Source organism: Marivita geojedonensis (assembly GCF_002115805.1).
Lineage (GTDB): Bacteria > Pseudomonadota > Alphaproteobacteria > Rhodobacterales > Rhodobacteraceae > Marivita > Marivita geojedonensis.
Genome location: NZ_JFKC01000039.1, coordinates 1 through 17,339 on the forward strand (window position 1 = coordinate 1; position 17,339 = coordinate 17,339).

Annotated in this window: 18 protein-coding genes; 11 read left to right on the forward strand and 7 right to left on the reverse strand. The window is 54.9% G+C overall.

The window, feature by feature from the left end; genetic code table 11:
* The coding region (locus MGEO_RS20090) for an IS6 family transposase (RefSeq protein ID WP_143746317.1) at positions 1 to 696 on the reverse strand (696 nt) is incomplete at its 3' end.
* A gap of 507 nt (positions 697 to 1,203) precedes the next feature.
* Positions 1,204 to 1,629 (reverse strand): ester cyclase, encoded by a 426-nt coding sequence (locus MGEO_RS20100; protein ID WP_085641527.1) that lies wholly within the window; start codon positions 1,627 to 1,629, stop codon positions 1,204 to 1,206.
* Positions 1,630 to 1,892: 263 nt separating this feature from the next.
* Between MGEO_RS20100 and MGEO_RS20105 the strand changes: the two genes are divergently transcribed.
* The 5 genes from MGEO_RS20105 to MGEO_RS20125 all read left to right on the forward strand — a co-directional run bounded on the left by MGEO_RS20105 (position 1,893) and on the right by MGEO_RS20125 (position 4,999).
* On the forward strand, positions 1,893 to 2,387 hold the full coding sequence (locus MGEO_RS20105) for a YdeI/OmpD-associated family protein (protein WP_085641528.1): 495 nt from the start codon (positions 1,893 to 1,895) through the stop codon (positions 2,385 to 2,387).
* 371 nt (positions 2,388 to 2,758) lie between these two features.
* Positions 2,759 to 3,274, forward strand: a complete 516-nt coding sequence (locus tag MGEO_RS20110; RefSeq protein ID WP_085641542.1) for a DUF805 domain-containing protein — start codon at positions 2,759 to 2,761, stop codon at positions 3,272 to 3,274.
* Between the two features lie 114 nt (positions 3,275 to 3,388).
* Positions 3,389 to 4,117, forward strand: a complete 729-nt coding sequence (locus tag MGEO_RS20115; RefSeq protein ID WP_233140035.1) for a hypothetical protein — start codon at positions 3,389 to 3,391, stop codon at positions 4,115 to 4,117.
* 28 nt (positions 4,118 to 4,145) lie between these two features.
* Positions 4,146 to 4,667 carry a hypothetical protein gene (locus MGEO_RS20120; protein ID WP_085641530.1) on the forward strand — a complete coding sequence of 174 codons (522 nt, stop codon included), beginning with the start codon at positions 4,146 to 4,148 and terminating at the stop codon, positions 4,665 to 4,667.
* Positions 4,658 to 4,999, forward strand: coding sequence for a hypothetical protein (locus tag MGEO_RS20125; protein ID WP_143746318.1), 342 nt, complete (start codon positions 4,658 to 4,660; stop codon positions 4,997 to 4,999). Before MGEO_RS20120 ends, MGEO_RS20125 begins: the two co-directional genes overlap by 10 nt.
* A gap of 64 nt (positions 5,000 to 5,063) precedes the next feature.
* Here the strand turns inward: MGEO_RS20125 and MGEO_RS20130 are convergent, their stop codons facing one another.
* Both MGEO_RS20130 and MGEO_RS20135 read right to left on the reverse strand, forming a co-directional pair.
* Complete coding sequence (locus MGEO_RS20130) at positions 5,064 to 5,525, reverse strand: hypothetical protein (RefSeq protein ID WP_143746319.1); 462 nt, start codon at positions 5,523 to 5,525, stop codon at positions 5,064 to 5,066.
* 313 nt (positions 5,526 to 5,838) lie between these two features.
* Positions 5,839 to 6,063, reverse strand: a complete 225-nt coding sequence (locus tag MGEO_RS20135) for a hypothetical protein (protein ID WP_085641533.1) — start codon at positions 6,061 to 6,063, stop codon at positions 5,839 to 5,841.
* 126 nt (positions 6,064 to 6,189) lie between these two features.
* Between MGEO_RS20135 and MGEO_RS20140 the strand changes: the two genes are divergently transcribed.
* On the forward strand, positions 6,190 to 7,755 hold the full coding sequence (locus tag MGEO_RS20140) for a winged helix-turn-helix domain-containing tetratricopeptide repeat protein (RefSeq protein ID WP_106299157.1): 1,566 nt from the start codon (positions 6,190 to 6,192) through the stop codon (positions 7,753 to 7,755).
* A gap of 507 nt (positions 7,756 to 8,262) precedes the next feature.
* Here MGEO_RS20140 and MGEO_RS20145 read toward each other — a convergent pair.
* The 3 genes from MGEO_RS20145 to MGEO_RS20155 all read right to left on the reverse strand — a co-directional run bounded on the left by MGEO_RS20145 (position 8,263) and on the right by MGEO_RS20155 (position 11,011).
* Positions 8,263 to 8,970: an IS6 family transposase gene (locus MGEO_RS20145; RefSeq protein ID WP_085641535.1), complete on the reverse strand. Its 708-nt coding sequence runs from the start codon at positions 8,968 to 8,970 to the stop codon at positions 8,263 to 8,265.
* An 89-nt stretch (positions 8,971 to 9,059) separates the two neighbouring features.
* Positions 9,060 to 10,673: an FMN-binding glutamate synthase family protein gene (locus MGEO_RS20150; protein WP_085641536.1), complete on the reverse strand. Its 1,614-nt coding sequence runs from the start codon at positions 10,671 to 10,673 to the stop codon at positions 9,060 to 9,062.
* 113 nt (positions 10,674 to 10,786) lie between these two features.
* Positions 10,787 to 11,011 (reverse strand): hypothetical protein, encoded by a 225-nt coding sequence (locus MGEO_RS20155; protein WP_085641537.1) that lies wholly within the window; start codon positions 11,009 to 11,011, stop codon positions 10,787 to 10,789.
* 132 nt (positions 11,012 to 11,143) lie between these two features.
* Between MGEO_RS20155 and MGEO_RS20160 the strand changes: the two genes are divergently transcribed.
* From MGEO_RS20160 to MGEO_RS20180, 5 genes are all read left to right on the forward strand, one after another.
* Complete coding sequence (locus MGEO_RS20160; RefSeq protein ID WP_085641538.1) at positions 11,144 to 13,135, forward strand: mechanosensitive ion channel family protein; 1,992 nt, start codon at positions 11,144 to 11,146, stop codon at positions 13,133 to 13,135.
* The gene (locus tag MGEO_RS20165; protein ID WP_106299158.1) at positions 13,128 to 14,864 is read left to right on the forward strand and encodes a hypothetical protein; all 1,737 of its coding nucleotides are present in this window, start codon (positions 13,128 to 13,130) and stop codon (positions 14,862 to 14,864) included. The genes MGEO_RS20160 and MGEO_RS20165 overlap by 8 nt, the downstream gene beginning before the upstream one ends.
* Positions 14,861 to 16,357 carry a response regulator gene (locus tag MGEO_RS20170; RefSeq protein WP_085641540.1) on the forward strand — a complete coding sequence of 499 codons (1,497 nt, stop codon included), beginning with the start codon at positions 14,861 to 14,863 and terminating at the stop codon, positions 16,355 to 16,357. The genes MGEO_RS20165 and MGEO_RS20170 overlap by 4 nt, the downstream gene beginning before the upstream one ends.
* 48 nt (positions 16,358 to 16,405) lie before the next feature.
* Positions 16,406 to 16,771 carry a response regulator gene (locus tag MGEO_RS20175; RefSeq protein WP_085641541.1) on the forward strand — a complete coding sequence of 122 codons (366 nt, stop codon included), beginning with the start codon at positions 16,406 to 16,408 and terminating at the stop codon, positions 16,769 to 16,771.
* Positions 16,772 to 16,814: 43 nt separating this feature from the next.
* Positions 16,815 to 17,339: ammonium transporter (locus MGEO_RS20180; RefSeq protein WP_143746320.1), on the forward strand; the 525-nt coding region annotated here is incomplete at its 3' end.

Here is a 17,339-nt window from a genome sequence, read left to right on the forward strand (position 1 = left end):
CTGCCCGCGCCACTCGGCCAGAGCAGCGGTTCGTTTGAGTTTGAAATGGTCCCGTTTGGAGAGGCCACGATCCTGATTGAAGTGGTTGAAGACGGAGGAATGGACGGCGACGAATTTCTGCAAACTTCGCATTCTCCGAAAGCGCTGCATTGCCCTTTCTCGTCGTCGGAACGGCAGATGCGAGTTCTCTACTCTGTTGTTGAGCCAACGGCCACAGGCTTGCCGATCCTCACATCCTATCTCGCGAAGCGCGGCCTTGTATGAAGCAAACCGATCTGTGACCAGCACTTCTGGCTGACCATATCCACGCATCAATTTTCTGAGCATTTTCAATGCGGCGCGCTTGTTGCGCCGCTTCGTGACAACGCTCTCGAGCACCTCGCCTTCGTGATCGACGGCCCGCCAAAGATAGTGACGCTCACCGTTGATCTTCACGAAAACCTCGTCGACATGCCATTGCCATGGCGAGAATGCACGCAGCTGCTGCACACGCCGCCGACGGATCTCAGATGCAAACATCGGGCCAAACCGGTTCCACCAGAACCGGACGGTCTCGTGGCTGACGTCGATGCCTCGCTCGTGCAACAGGTCCTCGACATTGCGGAGTGACAACGGAAAACGGACATAGAGCATCACCGCCAGGCGGATAATCTCGGGGCTCGACTTGAAGTACTTGAATGGGGAGCGTTTGGTCATGGCCAGAGGCTACGCAAGCCCCCTGCCCGGCTCAAGCCAAGTTCCTCTGACACTGCCCTTGCGTCAGCGTCAACGTCAAGCATCACGGCTCGTCCCTGCGGATTTTGGCTGAAAGGCACGACCACATCCTTTTGGTGGCGGTCGAAGAATGCCTGAATTGTAACTTCATACTCCGGCCACGCATATTTACTGGCGACGCCGCTTAAGTCGATTGGTAACACCGAAGATATCCTGCGGGATCACGATGCCACCCTTCCGATCGTCTCTTGCCGACTCGAACCTGACCCGTTTCTTGGCCGTCTCCGGCCTCCAATTCGGTTAACATGATCGGCGCTGTCAGACAAATACCAACCAGCATCTGCTGGGACCGTGAACCCCACCTGATCCCACTTTGCTTCGCGCTCTTTCCTTTGCACATGTTTTGGCAGCCAACTTGCAAAACGGCAGGCCACTTTGTGAGATCGCCACCGATCGCGCATCCAAAGACAATCAAGTAACCTTCGCACCTCAGTCGACCAGCCCCAGTTGCCGGGCGATTGTTGCGCTGTCGTAATAGTCTCGACCTTCGACAACCTTTCCGTTCTTGACCCGCATCACGGAGCAATAGCGGACTTCCGCGCGTCGCCCTGTTGGCTGAAAGTCTCCAAGACTCGAACGCAGAACGCCCGTGTGAGTGCCCGTGTTGCGGAACTCAACCGTAGCCCATTCCCCATCCATGCTGACAATTACGTTTTCAACCTTGCAGAGCCCGTCAGGGAAGGCCTCACGCCAGCGCTCGTAGTCGGCCTTGTACGCTTCCTTGCCTGGCAAGCTTTCACCGCGGGCAACATCCTCGAAGTCGCAATCTTCCGCGATGACCTCCGCGCCTCGATCGGGATCGCGCATGTCCCACGATTCATGAAATTGACGAACGACTTTCTCAGTTGGATGCATGACCCGGACCTTTGAATGATGACTTGTGCCGACAGTATTGAATTGCTCTTGTCAGTCCAACGGAAAGTCCGCGAGCGGCCCTAACCGGACATTCATCACTTAGGATGGATGCTGCGAGTGCATTCCACATAGCGGACGTTGGCGCGCAGCCCCAAATTCTTGCCAGTTTGCGGCGACCGATTGGCTTAGAGAGATGCTTTTCGATCTTCTGTATTGCGCGAGTTGGCGGATGACTTCCGCCACATGGCCCCTAACTCAACGATATGCAGACGCTTGAAATCACCAGCGCCGATCAGCTTTGGACTTGGCTGGCGGAAAATCACGGAACGCACGCAAGTGTGCGATTGGTCACTTGGAAGGCCGCAAATCGGGAAAAGTATGTCGGGCGCGAAGAGGTGCTCGACGCGCTCATCGCGCATGGATGGATCGACGGTCGCAGGTTTGCGGTGGATGATAGTCGCACTGCGCAACTCGTGTCTCCGCGCAAACAGCAAGCGTGGTCCAAGTCATACAAGAATCGTGCTGAACGCCTCCGGCGTGAAGGACGCATGCACCCGGCAGGCGAAGCCGCGATCGAAGAGGGCCGTGCTTCCGGACTCTGGAACTATTACGACGATGTTGATGCGCTTGTGGTGCCGAGCGATCTCGCTTTTGTACTCGAAATGGAAAAGTGGAACGCGCTAGCCCCGTCCTACCGGCGTAACGTTCTGCGATGGATCAAGCTTGCAAAACACCGCAGACACGGATCAATCGGATAAATGCGGTTGCAGACGCAACGCGTGAGAAAAGAAAGCTTCCACAAATGTGAAATCTCTTCGGCGCGGCGGCTGTAAGAGAGACAGTAGCATTTGCGGGCTCCTCAAAAGAGTCAAGGCACCGCTCCGCAGAGAGACGGTGACATCAAATGGGACGGCCCAGAGCTGCCGTCCAGCAGTAGCGCCGGCGCCGCACTGCAGCTTCCCGAGACAGGCCATTCATGCATCGTGCAGCATTATGAGAAGTCGAAGGTCGGCAGTGCGGGACGAAGCAGACTGTTGCAGTTGTAGCATCTGAGTAGGTTGACCAAAGCTTGCAAGATGTCTCCTTGTGTCAGAAAATACCTGTCAACCTATTCAGGGAGGTTGCAAATATGGGTTTTGTTGAAGCCACCAAGACATGCCTTACAAAATACTTCGTTTTTTCCGGGCGCGCGGCGCGGCCCGAGTACTGGTGGTTCGTGTTGTTCGTGGTTGTCGTCAGCGTTGTCTTGGCAGTTGTCGACGCCTCCCTGTTTGGCACGGACCCGGAAACTGGAGAGAGCAGCCAAGTCCTCACTCCGATATTCCAACTTGCCGTTGTCGTACCCATGCTTGCCGCTGGATGGCGTCGACTGCACGACACCGGAAGACCAGGCTGGTACTTGCTTTTGCCTGCAGCACTGAGCATCGCAACCATGTTCATGCTGTTCAGTGGCATCGCTGTATTTTCAGTCCTCGAGCAAGGGGCTGACGACCCCGAAGCGTTGAGAGGCCCAGCGGCACTACTTGGCGTCACCGGTTTGATCGTTGTGGGAGTTCTTCAATTGATACTCTCTGTGCTGATGATCTGGTGGCTAAGCCGACCGTCACAGGAAGGTACAAATGATTATGGTCCACCTGCAGCTTAAACTCATGACGTGGATCATCAGTGCTTTCGCGTGGACATGACGAACCATGGCCAAACTGACAAGGGAGTATCTATGAAGAGACATCTAATTGCCGGCACTATCCTCACAATCTTGATGTCATCTCCTGCCATGGCTGACTGGAACTTCAGTGGGCCGCCGAACGCCAACGCCTTCATCCAGACCAACAATATGACGCTGGAGTTGCAATGCGATCGTGTCCGTTTTGCGCCAGCGGGCTATGAGGACTCGCAGGATATTGTCTCCAAGCAGGGCCTGTCTTTTCGGTTCATGAAAGATGGTTCGACCGAGGTAGGTGCGTTTCAGGCCGGATCGGTGAATGCGGATATATCGCTCGTCGACAACTATCCTGTTGAGGTCCGTTTCTTCGATCAGGGCGACTATGATTTCGTTTTGGATCAGATCGCGCAGAACGCAGTTCTGAACCTTTCGATGGCTGATCAGGATGTCTCTTATGGCATTTTTACGCTCAAAGGCTCATCTGCGGCGGTCAGATCCCTGCGCGCTTCCTGCACCTCCAACGCGTCGGCATCTCAGAGCGTGGAAGCGCCCGAAGGCATTGTCTACTGCGGTGGCGGTGCTGTGCAAAGGGTCATCGAATACGCCATCGTGGGTCAACCCGGTGATAAGTGGGATGCCATCGTGACCGTCAATGGCGAGACCGTTCGGGCGATGACCTCATATAGCTTCTTCGGAAGCTCCCAACCGCCAGCCGGGTTCCAAGTCGCACTCCTGGGTGAAGACCGGTCAGAGTTTCTTGTGTTCAGCGATGGGGGCCGGGACTGGGTCGAGTTTGGGGACTACACCTACGACCAGTGCAACTGAACTACACGGAAGGGCTGGAGACACGAACATGGGTAGCCAACTGGCTGGAAATGGCAATCGCGCGGGTGCCATGGGTTGGGCGGTTGCTCTTTGTGCTCTCTCTATGGCCTTCTACACGTCCTCGGCGCACGCGCAGGATCTGTCCGGGCTGCCCGCAAAGTTTCTTGAAAAAGTCGAGGCCGCACAGCAGGCATGTTCGGATACGGAGAACGGGCAGTTCGCCGTTGAATTAGGGGCCGTTCACCGCGTCGATCTCGATGGAGACATCCACCGGGACTGGGTTCTGGACGAGGCCGGGTTTGCCTGTTCCACCGCTGTGTCGCTCTATTGCGGGACAGGCGGTTGCGTGTCTCACTTCCTGATCGAGGATCGTATGTTTTCGCTTCTCAATCAGAGATGGGACATGGCGAACATTGGACCATTCCGCGTGCTTTTGGCGGATGTGCATGGCTCGCAATGTGGTGGGATCAACCCAACGCCCTGCGTCGTGGCCAGTGTTTGGGATTCAGACGAAATGGTCTGGCGCAGCGCGGGTGCAGAGTGGGAGTAGAACTTATCGAACGACGCCTCGAAAAGGTCATGCCTGCAATCGGCACCTGCGCTGTGGTGCTGGCTGTGAGGGGATGCGTCGAAACTGCTCCCGAAATCGCGATCAGTGAACCTGACCCGGAACTTAACTTCGTGCGCGGTTACCGAAACGCTGCAGACGAATGCCAGCTTGTCGGCGAAACGGCCTTCACTGTCGATTTCCTCGACTATGCGGCCGATCTTGTGGCCTGTCCGACGGGAAGTGAAGCAATGGCAAGCCTAATGGCGGAAACGGGAGCGCTTGTAATCACCCAGACCAACAGCTTCTCGTTGTTCAGCATTCCCTACCGCTGAACGACATTCTTGCCCTGGACTTTTAATGGCCCTCTCTGTCGATGAGTTCAGGACAACTGCCGGACTACTCCGTAACATCCATCGAGAAGAAATACGTCGCGCACAACGCTTGACCGGCAATGCCTGCAGGCGGTTCCATGCCGGCAAACATCGCTACGCCAAGGTAGGTGAACCCGGAGCTGTCCTCACTCCAGGCTGCCATATACGTGATTGGTTGGTCGCCACAAAGCGTGTTTCCCTGCCTTAGTGGGCCAGCATCGCCTGATACACGAAACACCTGAGCAACAGGCACGTCGCCAGACGCACCCCAACTGCCTGAACTCTTGGGGTCATAAACTTCGAGATCAAGAAACTTGCCGGTCTCGAAGACCATCCGCATGGTAGACAAGATTACTGGCCCGGTAATCGCCATTGCCGTTTCGCTGGAAGGATTGAAAGCCTTAGAATCCTCAAAGAGCGGCTGGGATGATGCTGGACCCCCCAATATCCCCATAGCCATCGGCAGCATCAGGATCGATCGACGCATTTGAGTCTCCATTGTGCGAAGTGGTCTGACGATCTTAAACATCCTTTTGCTTCGTCGTCGAATGCGGCCGCGAGTTCCTATTCACTGTTTCGAATGCTGCGCAAGCGATCAAGGTCTGAGAAGGGCTCTCTCCGGTCATTCGCCGCCGGTTGTCTGAACGGCAGCTTCGGGCCGTCAGCAACGGCGGCTCTTCGGGCGGACCCTGGCTAAATGCTGTACGACCGCATGACCGTTAAGAGCCCGAAACGGACGTTCTCAAATGCCTAACCAATAGCGGTGCCACGCCGTTCAGAAGCGCGGCAGAGATATTCTCTCATCCGAAATTGGACTGCATGAAGAATGGTTTCCTGTCATCGTAGGTTGGGCTGCCACCCAGGTCCTCGGGGCTCAACCCTGTGTCTTTCAGAAGCTGCTCAGACAGTTGCCGGTCGTTGATCCACGATGGCAGCGGCCCCCGGGGCGTGGCTTTCGTCGCGCTGCGAATGCCAACCAGTTTTGCGATCGAGAAAATCGAGCGGGAGAGCGTGGTTGCGAACATCTGAGGGCTCCTTTGGGTTGGTCTGTTGTCGTGATAGAAACAGACTGCCCCGTAACGCACGCCCCCGCTTGAGCGGCATCGAGGGATTCCTTGGTGATTTCATGGGGATTGGATAATCTCGCACTCATGGAATATGCGTTCGGCGACTTCGTCCTTGATCTGAATCGGGGGGAGCTTCTCGGTAAGAGCGGGCCAGTGCCGATGGAGCCTCGGGCCTTCACGCTGCTTGCCTACATGATCGAGCAAAACGGCCGCCTCATCGAAAAGGATGAACTCATCGCTTCGGTGTGGGACGGTCGAATAGTCTCGGATGCTGCAATCGCAACCGCCGTTAAAGCCGCCCGACGCGCCGTCGGGGATGACGGCATTGAACAGACCTGGCTCAAGACGATACGGGGGCGTGGGTTTCGGTTCGATGGCACCGTACAGCTGCGCGCCAGTTCGGAGGCAGCTATTGCGCCGCCAGACGATGAACACCCTCGTCTGGAGCACGGTGCAAGACCACGGATCGCCGTCCTGCCTTTCTCTTACATGGGGCCGCAAGAACGCTTCTTGGGATTGAACAGCGCGCTGCCGGCTGAAGTCATCGCGTCTCTGTCTCGCCTTCGCTGGATCGAAGTCATAGCACGCGGCTCCAGTTTTCGGTTTCATAGTGATTTGGTCGATTTCGATGCACTGCGCAGTCTTCTGAAAGTTGGCTATTGCCTGACCGGTTCCGTTGAGGTGTCAGGTGCGAAAGTGATCGTGACGGTTGAATTATCCGACACAAAACACGGCTCGTTGATTTGGGCCGATCAGTTTACGACCGAGGTAGAGCATCTGCAGCAACTGAGGCCTAGGCTCGTTGCGTCAGTCATAGCAGCCCTCGATTCGTATATTCCTCAGCACGAAGCTGCCAGAGCGCGACTTCTGGGCCCTGATAGGCTTGACGCATGGAGTAACTACCACCTTGGTCTAACCCATGTGTATCGGTTCAACGCACACGATAACCGAATAGCGGAGCAGTATTTCGAGCGTGCACTCGAGCTCTCCCCCGAATTCGCCGGCGCGCATGCGGCGATGTCTTTCGCCAAATTCCAAGATGCCTTTTTACATCTACACTCGGATCGCGATGCCGCCGTGGCTGATGTAAGGCGCTATGCCGAGCGAGCATTGGAAATCGATCCGAACGACCCGCAGTCTAATTTCGCCATGGGGAGAGTGACGTGGTTGCTTGGCGCGGCGGACGAAGGACTTCCCTGGCTTGAAACGGCGTTGTCCTGCGACCCGAACTACGCACGTGCTTTCTACACGCGAGGCATGGTGAATGTCATGGCAGCCCGTCCGGATGAAGCAATTGAAGACATGAAAGTCGCAGAAACGCTCAGTCCGCTGGATCCGCTTCTCGCGCCACTGCTCGGGGGGCGCGGCTTGGCCCAACTTCAATTAGGGCAAATCGATACGGCAATCCGGACGACTGAGCATGCTGCATTGAAAGCTCGGGCGCACCATATGGCAATGTACCCGGCAATCATCGCGAATGCTGTGGGCGGCAACCAACAGAAAGCGGAGAAGTGGAGAGATGCCGTCCTGTCTAAGCGACCTGATGCCACCTGCGCTGCTTTTCTTGCCGTAATGCCCTTCAGCGATCCAGAACTCCGCCGCACCATCAAGACGGCGCTTGTTTCTTCTGGATTGCCCACTGGCGAGTGACCTGTCCGGAGAGCAGTGCGGTCGGCTCCATTGTCCGCAACTCGGTCATTTCCGTGATCCTTCGGAGTGTCTGATTTCCGCAGAAGCCGCCGTTGGGCTTTGAGCCTGCATGGTTGCGAAAAACTTTACAATTCGTTGCGACCGACGACTGTTGTCACCAACCCAGCAAAATCGATAATTTTTTCAAAAAATGTGCGGGCGATCCTGAAAGTACCCTCCATGCGCTCAGCCATTCCCCCCCTTGGCCCCTACCTATCTGGGAAAAGAATTCTTTTTTGGGCTGCGTGGGTCGAGTCGCGGGTAGTGCCGCTAATATCATACCCAATTCGAAGGTAGAGATACTGCATCGCTCAACAGCGGAGCAGGCCATGCTAGATGTGGGCCTAAATGTGGTCCAAAAAACAGCACCTGCAAATTATCTGATATATATCAAATGGTTGTAGAATTTTATGGCGGTGCTGTCAGACGAATGCGAACTTGTCTCTGCTGGGACAGTAGCAATGTCCCTTATGCCGCGCAGAGACTGCGCCACTCGACGAGAGCGGCGGTACGGTTTTGCTTGAAGTGGTTTCGCTTGGAGAGGCTGCGATCCTGGTTGAAGTGGTTGAAAACGGAAGCGTGAACGGCAACGAATTTCTGCAAACTTCGCATTCGGCGAAAACGTTGCATCGCCCGCTCTCGTCGTCGGAATGGCAGGTGTGAATTCTCGACGCGGTTGTTCAGCCAGCGACCACACGATTGGAGATGATCACAACCTATGTCGCGAAGCGCGGCCTTGTATGAAGCAAACCGGTCGGTGACCAGTACTTCTGGCTGACCATATCTCCGCATCAATTTCCTGAGCATGTTCAATGCAGCACGCTTGTTTCTTCGTTTTGTAACGACGCTCTCAAGCACCTCGCCTTCGTGATCGACAGCTCGCCACAAGTAGTGTCGCTCACCATTGATCTTCACAAAGACCTCGTCCACGTGCCACTGCCATCGGGAAAAGGCGCGCAGCTGCTGAACACGCCGGCGCCGGATCTCAGACGCAAACATCGGTCCGAACCGGTTCCACCAGAAGCGGACAGTTTCAAGACTGACGTCGATGCCTCGCTCATGCAACAGATCCTCGACATTCCTGAGCGACAGCGGAAACCGGACATAGAGCATCACCGCCAGGCGAATTATCTCAGGGCTGGTCTTGAAATACTTGAAGGGGGAACGCTTGGTCATCTCGAGAGGCTACGCAAGCCCCCTGCCCGGCTCAAGCCAAATTCCTCTGACATTGCCCCTATCACATGACCTTTCTGACAATGCGCTTATCACACGTCAAAGGGCGCAAAATCGGTGGCACGTGATCTTTTCCATCGATCAAGATAGCCAAATTCATCAGCCTCGGCGCGCAAAAGGAACCCTTCCGGCAAATACGGATAGACCTCTTCGCCGGTTACCATATCGCGGTCACTTTCGCGCATGATCAGGTGGTGAGGAAGGAATTCCGAAGGATGCGAAAGCCCGGCAGCCCCGGTCATCTCAGCGAGCGCGGAAAGCGTACCATGGTGAAAGCGCTTCACACGTTCTGACTTGTCTTTGACATTGAGGGCCCGCATTCGCAGTTTGTCCTGAGTGGCTACGCCAACCGGACAGTGATTGGTGTGGCACGCTTGGGCATGTATGCACCCTACAGCGAACATGAAACCGCGTGCTGAGTTCGCCCAATCGGCGCCCAATAACATCGCCTTCGCGATGTCGAAAGCGGATATCAGTTTAGCTGAAGCGCCAATTTTTATGCGATCCCGAACCCCGGCTCCGCGGAGCGTGTTGTGCGCAAACGTTAAGCCCTCGACCAAAGGCATGCCCATATGATTGGCAAATTCAAGCGGCGCAGCGCCAGTACCCCCTTCTTTTCCATCGATAACTATGAAATCCGGTGTCACTTCGGTCTCAAGCATCGCCCTCACAATGCACATGAACTCACGACGGTGGCCGATGCAAAGCTTAAAGCCTACCGGTTTACCCCCTGAAAGCTCTCGCAACTGCGCGACGTATTCCATCAGCTCGATCGGCGTAGAAAAAGCAGAATGTGACGCTGGTGATATGCAGTCGACCCCCATGGGCACGCCCCGAGCTTCGGAGATTTCCTTTGTTATCTTGGAAGCTGGCAACATGCCGCCATGACCGGGTTTGGCACCTTGGCTCAGTTTAATCTCGATCATCTTGACCTGGTCATCGGCTGCCTTTTCAGCAAACTGGGCTGGATCGAAATTTCCATTTTTATCACAACACCCAAAGTAGCCTGAGCCAATCTCCCAGATCAGGTCCCCTCCGCCTTGTCGATGGTACTGCGAGATACCGCCTTCGCCTGTGTCATGGGCGAAACCACCCATTTTCGCGCCCTTGTTGAGTGCTAGAATGGCGTTAGGCGAGAGGGCCCCAAAGCTCATGGCCGAGATATTGTAGATCGACGCATTGTAAGGATGCGAGCAGTCGGGACCACCAATGACAACGCGAAAATCGCTATTCTCGATGTGGATAGGCCGCACTGAATGTGTCAGCCACTCGTAGCCGGCCCCGTAGACATTCCGCTTTGTACCATAGGGCAGCTTATCTTCATCTCCCTTGGCACGCTGATAAACCAAGGACCTGTCCTCGCGTGAAAACGGAGTCTCATCCTGATCATTCTCAAGCAAATATTGGCGCAACTCGACCCGAAATCCTTCAAAGAAAAAACGTAGATGCCCGGAGACCGGATAGTTACGCAAGATCGAATGTTTGGTTTGGGACACGTCGTAGAAGCCCAAGATCATAAGCGCTCCGAAGACCCCCACACCCGCCCATGCCAACGGCGTCAGGAGCACGAGTCCGAGGGAGACAAAAGTCAGGCCGATAGTCGCGGCCCAGATGCCGAACCGCTCTATGTCTCCAATACGGTGCATTGGCCCGCCTCCGAGTGTGTTACATCAACGTTACTGGTGTTTTGACGATGATTACAATAGCCGCAGCCTCCCAGCTGTTTTCATTGCGTATATTGCGCTTGCACCATGATGCCTTAATTCGGCGGGCGCATTGGCCCACGGATCATTCGCGCCGCAACGGACATCGCATGTCGGCGGATGTGTTTATGTTCGTCGATGCCATTGAGCGAGACATCAAGCCACTCTTCGACGGCCTTCTCGGTGACAGGCATTTGCTGTGCGGCCAGGCCAAGCACGGCCTCGATGGCTGCAGAGTAGCCTGCCCTGGTTTCATCCTCGTCATCCCAGTTGAAAACCAAACCCTTCTCCCTTCCTGTGTTGTGTTGATACAAGCTGACCACTCTTAACGAAAGCCTTCGGCAAATTGACACCATTTAAAAAACAGTCACATACTCGAACTCAATAATCAACACATACCCGGAGGGGGGAAAGTGGATATATTACAAAAGGTTATACCTGCTTTGGGCCTGTTCGGCCTTCTGGCTTGCTCTACCCTTTTGTTGGTGAGGGTCGCGACAGTCTATGTGTCCGGGCGGGTTCACCGCATCCGAGCATCGGCGGAACTCATTGGTTTCATGTTGGCACTTGATCTTACTGTCGGCCCCGGGCTTCGCTTCATAGGAGCCGAGTCCCTTGTGCCACCTGTGGAGAGAGCGGTTCTTGCTGCTACTGCTATCGGCGTCGCTTTTCTCTTGAACGGTGTAATTCGCGTCGTCCTATGGGATGGACTCCTCTCGGATCATGGCCAGAGGAAGGTCCCAGTCATTGTCACAGGAAGCGTCGGGGTTGCGATCTATCTTGCAGCCATCTTGCTGGTGATGCACTTCGTGTACGATGAGCCAATCGGTGGTCTGCTGGCGACATCTGGAGTTGCGGCTCTCGTGCTAGGCTTCGCGGCGCAATCAACGCTCAAGGAAGTCTTCTCTGGCGTTGCTCTCAATGCTACTCAAGCTTTGCGTATCGGCGACTATGTCGAGATCGACGGAGTTTATGGTCAAGTCCACGAAATCAACTGGCGTTCGATCTCGGTCAAGAACCCACATACAGATTCACTCTACATATTTCCAAACAGCGGTGTCGCCGATCGAACGATCTTGAACTTTAGCGAGCCAACAGGTCGATTCAAATACTTCGTCCATTTCACCTTGGAGATCTCAGCGCCCCCAGAGCTTGCGATCCGCGCCATAGCTGAGGAGCTTGAGCACTCTCGGTATGTGCGTCGCGATCCAAAACCCGACTTCAACTTGCTTGGTTATGGCAAAGAAGGGATCGATATCCGGATTCGCTATTTTTTTGATGGTGATGATCCTTGGTGGGACGCTCAGAACGAAGTCATAATGGCAATCTGGAGCGCAATGCGGAAGCACCGCCTTCGCATCGCGATTAATCGCCATTTGCTTGGTGCAGGCGATGAATGGAGCGATCTTGAGCAAAAGCGGCACGAATACTTCGGACGCGACGAATTGATCGAACAACTTCGGAATTCTGAAATCTTTTCGGAATGCACGGGAGAAAATCTTGCTCAGTTGGCAGCCGCGGCCAGTATTCTGTCACTTAATCCACCAGCGTGTTTCTACGAACCAGGAGAGCCGTCGGATGGGCTTTACCTCGTTCTCGACGGAAATGTCGCTCTTTTTCAGCGTCTAGACGAAAAAGAGGTCAACGAAGTCAAAGTCGAAAACTGCCCGGCAGGGCAACTCTTTGGGTTGCAAAGCTATCTGAACGCTGCGCCTCGAAACTACCTCGCACAGGCCGAGCAATACTCGGTGGTCGCTCACCTTCCCGGGGAAGCGGTGCAAAGCCTAGTTTCACACATACCTGAAATCCAGGAAAAGCTTCAAGACGCACTCGCAGAGCGCGCTCAGCAACGCGAAAAAAATGCTAAGGTTGCTCGCAGAGAACTGATGGCAGCTCTGCATGCTGACGAGCGTCGTAAGCTTTCCGAGGAGCTACGCCAGAACGTCGATGAATTATTGGAACGGCCAGCTCTACACCATTTTATGAGTCTTCTGTCATCCAAAGTACGGCACGAAGATATTCTCAAGGCGACAATGGCAGGTGCTGGCATAATTGCGGCTTGCCGAGGCGATGTTGATGAGGATGAGGAACTCTTTCTCCGGCGAACTATGGCGGAGGCGGACTTGCTGAGACACATGGATTTAGATCACGGGTTGGAGCTGTTTCGCGAGTTCGCGGCCTCAGAAGACGTTCTGGCGCGGGATGGTCAGGTTTTCTCTATGCTCGACCGGGCAAGCAAAATGAAGGGCGCACCACAAATCGCCCAAGCGATTGCCGTCGGGATGACGGGCGTTCACGGAACACCGACCCAGAAGGAATGCGAGGCGCTTGTGGACATCTCGAAGCGGCTCGAATTAGAGGCGCCGAAATGGGCACTAAACGTCGAGGGAGAGCAGGATGGGTGACCGAGTGGCAAAATCAGGGTTTGTCTTCACCATTGGTCTTACAGGGCACCGTGACATTCATCCTGAAGCCGTTGCCGACATACGCGCGGAGCTAATAAATGAGCTCGAAGCTATGCGGGAGCGGTTTGAAGCCCTTCCGGTTGAACTTGTCACTGGATTGGCTCAGGGCGCCGATACGCTTGCCACCGAGGTTGCGCTTGAGATCGGATTGCCCGTACGCGCAGTTCTGCCGATGCCCCGCGCGCTCTACGAGGCTGACTTTCACGGCGAAGCCCATTCCAACCTAATCAGACTTTTGGATGACGAACGCGTCAAAGTGCAGGAGTTACCACTCCCTGACGGGACTGGGGAGGACGACTGCAAAGAGGGCGCAGCCCGTGATGCCCTCTACGCGCGGCTCATGGATTACCTTGTCAGGCGTTCGAATGTCATAGTTGCTCTTTGGGATGGAGAGGTGACGGGTCTGACTGGCGGATCGTCCGACGTTGTCGTTCGCTACCTCTCTGGTTCAGAGCCGCAGGCACGGCAGGCCCGCAAACTCGAAGCGGTTGGTGACGCCGGGTTGGCCGATGATCAATCGGACCTCGCAATTTGGATTGAAACGCCTAGGCAGGCGAGCGAAGTTGAGCACGGCGACGTGCAGACAAGCTATCTGGTACAGGCAGGTGCTACCGGCCTAATCTGTCGCCTGCCGCAAATACCTGACTTCGTACTGAAGCGCTGGAGCGAGTTTGACCAGTATGCCATCGAGCGTGATACAGCTACCGGCACCGATTTGACCGCTTATCCGATCTCGAACCCCGATGACATCAAGGTATCAGATGTCACATCATCGATTGACGTGGATTTCGTCCGTGCGGATCAACTTGCCCTCGCAAATCAGCGTCAATCGGATCGTCTCTTTAAGCTCTTCGGCCTCATGGCCGCCCTGATGGGGCTGACATTTCTGCTCTATGCGAAGATTGCCGCACTGAAACTGTTTCTCATCGCTTATGTAGCTCTGTTTGCGGGAGGTTTCATACTTTTCGCCATTGGCTCGAAGCGCGGCTGGTTTGGACGTCACCTCGCCTTCCGTGCGCTGGCCGAGGCACTCCGCATCCGATTTTTCCTCGTCTTGTCCGGAGGTGGTGCAACAGGCCAGACGCGGCGCCTCTTGCGACTGACCGGTATCGAGCGTTTCAAAGGCTTCGGATGGATTGGCGATGCAATCCGATGCACAGAACCTTTGACCTACGAAAGCACTGTGCCTGCGAAAGAACGGGTTGCGGCGGCATCAGAAAGATGGGTCAAGGATCAAGCGGCATATTTTGCGCGAAAGCATCACCAGTTACACGGTGAGCACGAGCGTCTCGAAACAGTAAAGAAATTCCTGTTTATTGCAGCTTTTCTCGGTTCCGTCTCGCTGCTCTTCTTCAAGAAGTCGCTCTACGATTTCCATATCGGCGACCTTGATGGCAAGACCCTTGTCGTCTTCCTCATGGGGCTTTTGCCGCTTTGGCTTGCAATATGGGAAATCTACCAAACGAAGATGGCGACGCGTGAACTGCTCTGGCAGTACGCAAATCAGGGAGAGCTGTTCGAACTTGCAGAGCGGCGTCTCGAAGCGATTTCCGATCCTATCCACGCCCAGGATGTGATCGCGGATTTGGCCGAACGCTCGCTCATGGACGTGGTCCAGTGGAGCACGCACCGCTACCACCGCGAACATGAGCCGCCATCAGCTGGATGATGAAGAAAGTGGAGGATAGCAGCGCTTTCAAGGCACAACTTTCCAAGTTGCGCCACGACATTCGCACACCGGTAGGCCATATCATCGGCTACGCCGAGATGATTGAGGAGGATCTACCGCCTGATCTCCTGAAGACATTTTCGGGAGACCTGCAAGCCATCCAGAATGCAGGCCAAAAAATGCTTGCGCTTATAGAAGATTTTTTGGGATCCACGACGGCGTCGCCTGAAGAAGTCAATGTAAGCGAGGCTCAGTTTCAGTTTCGAATGCAACTCAACCACATAAACGGCTATTCGGAAATGATCTTCGAGGAGGCAACAGACCTCGACGAAAACGAGTTTATCTCTGACATTGAAAAAATTTCTGAAGCGGGCCGGGCTGCTTTGAAATTGGTTGAAGCGATCCCGCAGCGTCTACTTGAAAAAAGCGCCTATAAAGAAACTAGTCCAAAGAAAGAAAACATCCCCACTACTGAGCAGAACACTCAGGTTATCACCAGCGAAATCGGCCAAGGCGGAGAAATTCTAGTCGTCGACGATGACAGTTCCAACCGAGAATTGCTCAAGCGGCGCGTAAAACGCATGGGCTACTCTGCACGGGTAGTTTCCAGCGGTGAGGAGGCTCTTGCCCTTCTTGAAACTGAGCGATTTGATCTCGTCCTACTCGACTACATGATGCCCGGCCTGTCGGGTCTTGAGACCCTGCAACGAATGAAGTCGTCATCTCGCCTGCGCACTATACCAGTCATCATGTTATCTGCGTCTGACGATATCGGGACTATGGTCGAATGTATCCTGCAAGGTGCAGAAGACTACATATTCAAGCCTTTCAATCCAATCCTGCTTCAAGCTCGGATCAGCGCATGCCTCGAGAAGGTGCGCCTTCGTCAGAACATTTCACGGCAGTTCCGGATTTTTATATCCTCACCAGGCGACGTCATTCCCGAGCGGCGAGTTGCAAAAACTGTGATTGGGCGTCTCAACGAGGAGTTCTTTGGACGTGCCTATCTGATCCCAATCCTCTGGGAGGAGGAGCCCATGCTGGCTTCTGAAACCTTCCAGGCTCAGATTCACCCACCGCATGAGACGGAAATCTACGTTGGTATTCTTTGGTCCCGCATCGGCTCGCCTCTCCCCGACACGATCCTGAGACCAGACGGAACCCGATATGAGTCTGGTACGGCATTCGAATTCGAGGACGCGCTAAGCGGTTTCAAGCAGCAAGGCTCTCCGGAGATGCTACTCTACCGAAAACAGGGGGCACCGACGTTGTCGCTGGAGGATCGTGACGTGGTTCTCGACAGGCTCGACCAGATCGACAAGCTCAGCCAATATCTCGATCGCTGGCTGATTGGCGAAGACGGCTCCTATATCGGAGCCTTTCATATGTTTGAAACCGAGGAACAGCTCGACACGATGCTCGAGATGCATCTGCGAAAACTCGTTGAGGCTCGGTTAGCAGAAGATACATCGGCGCGAACAGACGCCGCCTGAGGCGTCGTTGCGATGATCCGGTGAAGAAGAAAAGGAAGGGAAGACAAGATGGCAAAAATTCTTCTGGTTGAAGACAATGAGATGAACCGAGACATGCTGTCTCGCAGGCTCAAGAAGAAGGGCTACGACGTCGTCATGGCGTTTGACGGCCAGCGCGGTGTCGAGATGGCCTCAGAGGAAAGCCCCGACATTATTCTGCTCGATATGAGCCTTCCGGTGATGGATGGCTGGGACGCAGCACGGCACCTCAAAGCCAGCGACCAAACAAAGAGCATTCCGGTTATCGCGCTGACTGCACATGCTATGGCTGGTGATCGCGACAAGGCTCTGGGTGCTGGCTGCGACGACTATGACACCAAGCCGGTCGACATAAAGCGACTTCTAGAAAAGATTGAAGGGTGGCTGAACGCGTGACGAGGCAAGGTTCTCATAGGCACAAGCTCTGGTTGGTTGCCTGATGGCGGACGTCGATCTGCTCTGGGTCATTTTTGCCAGTGCCCTGGTCTTTTTGATGCAGGGTGGTTTCTTGTGCCTAGAGAGCGGGATGACGCGCTCAAAAAATAGTATCAACGTCGCGATCAAGAATCTCGCGGATTTCTGTCTGTCTACGCTTGTATTCTGGACGCTCGGCTTTGGGCTTATGTTTGGGCTGAGCTATCAAGGGTGGATCGGATCGGATCTGTTCTCCCTCGACTTTGCAAAGGCCTCCCCGCCTCTTGCTGTCTTCTTCTTATTCCAGGTGATGTTTTGTGGTGCCGCGGTCACGATCCTCTCGGGGATTGTCGCGGAGCGGATGAAGTTCGGCGCCTATCTTTTTGTCGCGGTTATCGTATCGGGGTTCCTATACCCGATTGCAGGGCACTGGAGCTGGGCTGGCCTTGACGGCACAGGTGGATCGGGCTGGCTTGCAGAGTTGGGCTTTGTGGATTTTGCCGGGTCGACGGTGGTTCACAGCGTTGGGGGTTGGGCGGGCCTCGCGCTC

Coding starts and splice junctions, on each gene's coding strand:
- MGEO_RS20175 (WP_085641541.1), top strand. CDS start 16,406: ATGGCAAAAATTCTTCTGGTTGAAGACAATGAGATGAACCGAGACATG.
- MGEO_RS20115 (WP_233140035.1), top strand. CDS start 3,389: ATGTCATCTCCTGCCATGGCTGACTGGAACTTCAGTGGGCCGCCGAAC.
- MGEO_RS20120 (WP_085641530.1), top strand. CDS start 4,146: ATGGGTAGCCAACTGGCTGGAAATGGCAATCGCGCGGGTGCCATGGGT.
- MGEO_RS20135 (WP_085641533.1), bottom strand. CDS start 6,063: ATGTTCGCAACCACGCTCTCCCGCTCGATTTTCTCGATCGCAAAACTG.
- MGEO_RS20145 (WP_085641535.1), bottom strand. CDS start 8,970: ATGACCAAGCGTTCCCCCTTCAAGTATTTCAAGACCAGCCCTGAGATA.
- MGEO_RS20100 (WP_085641527.1), bottom strand. CDS start 1,629: ATGCATCCAACTGAGAAAGTCGTTCGTCAATTTCATGAATCGTGGGAC.
- MGEO_RS20165 (WP_106299158.1), top strand. CDS start 13,128: ATGGGTGACCGAGTGGCAAAATCAGGGTTTGTCTTCACCATTGGTCTT.
- MGEO_RS20140 (WP_106299157.1), top strand. CDS start 6,190: ATGGAATATGCGTTCGGCGACTTCGTCCTTGATCTGAATCGGGGGGAG.
- MGEO_RS20150 (WP_085641536.1), bottom strand. CDS start 10,673: ATGCACCGTATTGGAGACATAGAGCGGTTCGGCATCTGGGCCGCGACT.
- MGEO_RS20130 (WP_143746319.1), bottom strand. CDS start 5,525: ATGCGTCGATCGATCCTGATGCTGCCGATGGCTATGGGGATATTGGGG.
- MGEO_RS20105 (WP_085641528.1), top strand. CDS start 1,893: ATGCAGACGCTTGAAATCACCAGCGCCGATCAGCTTTGGACTTGGCTG.
- MGEO_RS20110 (WP_085641542.1), top strand. CDS start 2,759: ATGGGTTTTGTTGAAGCCACCAAGACATGCCTTACAAAATACTTCGTT.
- MGEO_RS20170 (WP_085641540.1), top strand. CDS start 14,861: ATGATGAAGAAAGTGGAGGATAGCAGCGCTTTCAAGGCACAACTTTCC.